Source organism: Pseudoalteromonas sp. MM17-2, assembly GCF_022347945.1.
Lineage (GTDB): Bacteria > Pseudomonadota > Gammaproteobacteria > Enterobacterales > Alteromonadaceae > Pseudoalteromonas > Pseudoalteromonas ruthenica.
Map to the genome: position 1 here is coordinate 1 of NZ_JAKRFV010000042.1, position 4,354 is coordinate 4,354.

General features: G+C 38.8%; 4 protein-coding genes. All 4 read left to right on the forward strand.

Going from position 1 to position 4,354, the window contains the following annotated elements; all coding sequences use genetic code 11:
• Nucleotides 1–290 precede the first annotated feature (290 nt).
• The 4 genes from MHM93_RS19190 to MHM93_RS19205 all read left to right on the forward strand — a co-directional run bounded on the left by MHM93_RS19190 (nucleotide 291) and on the right by MHM93_RS19205 (nucleotide 4,130).
• Nucleotides 291–1,097: a hypothetical protein gene (locus MHM93_RS19190; protein ID WP_239450209.1), complete on the forward strand. Its 807-nt coding sequence runs from the start codon at nucleotides 291–293 to the stop codon at nucleotides 1,095–1,097.
• Nucleotides 1,098–1,183: 86 nt separating this feature from the next.
• Complete coding sequence (locus MHM93_RS19195) at nucleotides 1,184–2,632, forward strand: SIR2 family protein (protein ID WP_239450210.1); 1,449 nt, start codon at nucleotides 1,184–1,186, stop codon at nucleotides 2,630–2,632.
• A gap of 9 nt (nucleotides 2,633–2,641) precedes the next feature.
• Nucleotides 2,642–3,133, forward strand: a complete 492-nt coding sequence (locus tag MHM93_RS19200; RefSeq protein ID WP_239450211.1) for a TIR domain-containing protein — start codon at nucleotides 2,642–2,644, stop codon at nucleotides 3,131–3,133.
• Between the two features lie 85 nt (nucleotides 3,134–3,218).
• Nucleotides 3,219–4,130: a hypothetical protein gene (locus tag MHM93_RS19205; RefSeq protein ID WP_239450212.1), complete on the forward strand. Its 912-nt coding sequence runs from the start codon at nucleotides 3,219–3,221 to the stop codon at nucleotides 4,128–4,130.
• The last annotated feature ends 224 nt before the right edge of the window (nucleotides 4,131–4,354 follow it).

The following is a 4,354-nucleotide window of genomic DNA, read 5'->3' on the forward strand; positions in this document are numbered from 1 at the left end:
CAACAAAACTGAGATAACAGACTCCGAAGCACTCGATATAATGGAAAAACTTTCAGCGTTTCCTAAATCTTATAACGCGCTTCAAGTTGTTTTGTTTGCGTGTCCAGACGATGATGAACTCGTCGACGAAAAATATGAAAACATTGTAGCCGTGTGGAAATCGGCTACTTAACAAGTTACTTAAAAGGACGCATAAATGCTTGGCTTGCGCTCCTTCGTCGCTAATTTTAGCCAAGCATTTATGCGCCCATTAGTAAGGCGTTAGAACACCAAACTTAAGAGGGAATTGAGTGGCCTCAGAGTTGTTGAGAATCAAAAAAAGGAAGGAAACTCGAAATGAGTTGGTTTCCTTGTATGAAAAAGCAGACCAAGTTCTTCTGATTCATTACTCTTGTGAGTCTTTTTATGACATCAAAGACGGAAGAACTCCACGCGTAACATCAATTGCTGTCAGAAATTTAAAAACGGCTCAAACAGAGAGTTTTTCTGTACATAAAATTGCTGAAAGAAACGGCGTGCCAATTGAAGAGATACCTGACAGGTATGATGAGCTTGAAAAGGAAATGCTGGAAGATTTCTTCGAGTTTGTTAAATACAGGCAGACCTTTCATTTTGTACATTGGAATATGCGTGATGGAGCATATGGTTTTTCTGCCATTGAGCATAGGTTTCAAGCTCTTGGCGGTGAGCCCTATAAGATTCAGGATGATAAAAAGTTTGATCTAGCAAGGGCGCTCGTTTCTTTATTTGGCAGGCAATATGTAGGGCACAGCAAGGCAGGTCGATTTTTAGCTATCGTTGAGTTAAATAAGATAACTGATAAAGATGCGCTAAACGGAAAAGAAGAGGCCGACGCTTTCGAGGCTGGGGAATATGTAAAGCTGCATAGGTCAACGCTAAGAAAGATAGATTGCATGTCAAATATATTTGAAAGAACAATAGACGGTTCATTAATAACCAATGCTACATGGCAGGATCGTTACGGAATACACCCCAAGGCTATCGTTGAATACGTTAAAGATCACTGGTTATGGTCCATCATAGTAATCATCGCAATAATTAGTGGGCTTGTGGGGAAAATTGCAGGCCTGTTCTAACAATCAAAGGCAGCGGACGCCAAAAAGCGGCGCGCGCTGCTTTGGGCGTTATGTGCTCAGGAAGTCATAAATATTAGCTCGGAAGTATGAAAATGATTTTTGATCGAGAAACTGAAATCTTTATACGAGATTACGTGAAAGATTTGAATGAAGGGACTGCGGCGATTTTTGCTGGCGCAGGGCTATCTATTCCTGCTGGGTTTGTCAATTGGCAGGAATTAATGAGCGAAATTGCCTTTGACTTGGGTTTAGATATTAATGTCGAATCCGATCTTGTTTCGCTTGCGCAGTTTCACGTAAATGAAAATAGAACCAGATCAAAAATTAGTCGAAAAATTCTTGAGGAGTTTATTGATGAAACTGACGAGACTGAAAACCACAGGATTCTAGCAAGACTGCCAATTTCATCTGTATGGACTACAAACTACGATGAGCTTATCGAAAAGGCGTTTTTAGCAGAAGGTAAAGTTTCAGATATAAAGCACAATGTCAAACAGCTGCTAAATAACAAGCCTAAAAGAGACGTTGTAATATTTAAAATGCACGGCGATGTATCTTGTCCAACTGAGGCGATAATAACCAAAGAGCAGTATGAGCAATACCATCAGACGCACGAACCATTTATCAATGCTCTGACAGGTGAGCTTACGACAAAAACTTTCCTGTTTTTAGGTTTTAGCTTTACTGACCCTAATCTTGACTACGTGCTCAGCAGGCTTAATTTTCGATACTCTGAAGATAAAAAGCAGCATTACTGCATCACCAAACGCCCCACTCTTGGTGATAGAAATAATCCAGATCAAGCAACATATGACTATAACGTCAGAAAGCAGGAATTGATTATAAATGACCTGAAAAGGTACGGAATAAAAACACTTCTTGTTGATGATTATGAAGAAATAACTAAGATTCTAAAAGAGATTGAGTCTCGATTTAAAAAGAAAACGATTTTTATTTCCGGTAGCGCTGAAGTTTACAGCCCTTACGAAAGACAAGAATCAATTGAGTTTATTCATAAGATATCTCGCGCATTAGTTGAAGGTAATTTCAGAGTTGTTAATGGGTTTGGTTGGGGAGTTGGGAGCTCCGTGATAAATGGGGCTTTAGAAGCGATATATTCAAAGCCATTAAAATACTCAGATGCTCAACTTATACTAAGGCCATTCCCACAATTTAAAACTGGAGAAAAAGACCTTTCGGTTTTATGGGATGAATATCGCCATAAGATGATCTCATTGTCTGGAATATCAGTTTTCCTTTTCGGAAACAAAAACTTTGATGGTGAAATTGTTACTGCGGGTGGGGTCATCCGTGAGTTTGAAATTTCGCATGCTTTCGGGAATATATGTATACCTGTTGCTTCAACAGGGCATGCTGCTCATGAAATATACGAAAAAATACTGCCTCGTATTGATGGTTATTATCAAAACTCAGAGGCTGCGAAAAAATATTTAGAGAAGCTAGCCGACGGAAAAATATCTCTAGATGAAAAAGTTAAAACGCTAATTGATTTCATTTCTGACTTAACAAAATAAGGAGTTTTTATGGCTAGAAAAGCGTTCTATAGTTTTCATTATAAAAATGATAACTGGAGAGCTTCGACAGTAAGAAATGTTGGTTCTGTTGAAGGTAATAAGCCTGCAAGCGATAACGATTGGGAAGAAGTAAAAAAAGGCGGCGATAGCGCTATTCAGAAATGGATTGATGGTCAAATGACCGGAAAATCTTGCGTGATCGTACTAGTCGGAGAGAACACGGCTGGCAGGAAATGGATTAAATATGAAATCAAAAAAGCCTGGGAATCAGGGAAAGGCGTTCTTGGAATTCAGATTCACAAGCTAAAGAATTCTTCAGGTGAACAGGGTGGTGAAGGCAGAAACCCATTTGATGACTTTACAATTGGTGGCAAAAAACTATCTAGCATAGTAAAACTAAAAAAGCCTTCACAGGCTACGAGTCAAGGGGTCTACAACTACATTAGTGAGAATATTGCTGACTGGATCGAAGAAGCTATAGAGATCAGAAACGCCTACTAATGCACATAACAATCGGCTGCACAGGAAGCCAAAAGCTTCGCTTTTGTCTCCTGTGAGCTGGGCGTTATGTTTCAAAGGAGAAAATATGGACGAGGCTAGATGTAAAGAGTTAAGCAGAGTAGTTACCAGTGAAGAGTTGTACATTATTGATAAAGTTAAATCATTGACATACTCCTGTGATGAATGTGGCATTGAGTTACTTCCATGCTCGTTTCAAAAAGATGTGAATCTACGAAAACCATACTTTAAAACTCGTAAAGGTGTTCATCATAAGCAGGGTTGTGATGCTGAAGGTGAGGCTAAAATTCGTTCGAAAGGTGCATCCACACGACTAACTTCATCTGAAGGTTTTCCGTTAGCATATCCAAATCGTTTTAAATTACGAAAAGATGATGTTGTTGAACCAACCGGAGTTATTACTCCGTTAGCTCCTGACTCACGACGCCCTAATAAACGGAAAAAAGATCAATCAGATGGCAGTGGACGAAAATCAAATTATGAGACAACTTCATTCAAATCAATAGTTAATCAATATTTTGATTTCCCTTACGACAGAGACCGAGCCTTATCTTTTGAAGGTGTTGATGGCACTACATATACAGAAATATTTAGCCAAATCAGAAGTACACGAGGAAAGCAGAAATTTGTAATTCAGGGTGATAAGCAAAAGATATACTATGCATCATTACCTTGGAAACTATCCGTAGAAGATAACGGTAAAATTCAAATTAACTTATCTCCTGGTAAATGGGTTGAGCAGGAAGGGAAGAAAGTAAACGAGAGACCATATTACTTAGAAGTTGACTTTTCTAATTGGCCTCAACGAAGCAAGTCTAAGTTCTTAAACGATTATAAAAAAATCATAGAACTTGTTCGTGGCACTAATAGAAAAGCAGCTATTGCATTTGTCGGAGAACAGGATACCAAAGATGATTATTTCAGATTTTATTCTATCGATAGACGTCTGATAACTTTCAGGGTGTTTAATGACGCCTAGCGTAGAGAAACATAACAAACAATTTAAGAGTGATTCAGCACGCGTGGCATTTTTGCTATGCGTTGGTTTTAGTGTTTAAGGTGGTGTGCGGAAACATAGGTATTGCGTGCCTCACACCTTAATTGGGCGTTAAGTAGCCAAGGAAAGTACGGCGTTTAAATGACCTACGAAGAATTTTATTACAGCATTGATTGCAGGTTTCCTTATCATCAAGAATGCGAGTG

Bases quoted from the DNA above. Each gene is read 5' to 3' on its own strand.
- MHM93_RS19195 (WP_239450210.1), top strand. From the start codon at position 1,184: ATGAAAATGATTTTTGATCGAGAAACTGAAATCTTTATACGAGATTAC.
- MHM93_RS19200 (WP_239450211.1), top strand. From the start codon at position 2,642: ATGGCTAGAAAAGCGTTCTATAGTTTTCATTATAAAAATGATAACTGG.
- MHM93_RS19205 (WP_239450212.1), top strand. From the start codon at position 3,219: ATGGACGAGGCTAGATGTAAAGAGTTAAGCAGAGTAGTTACCAGTGAA.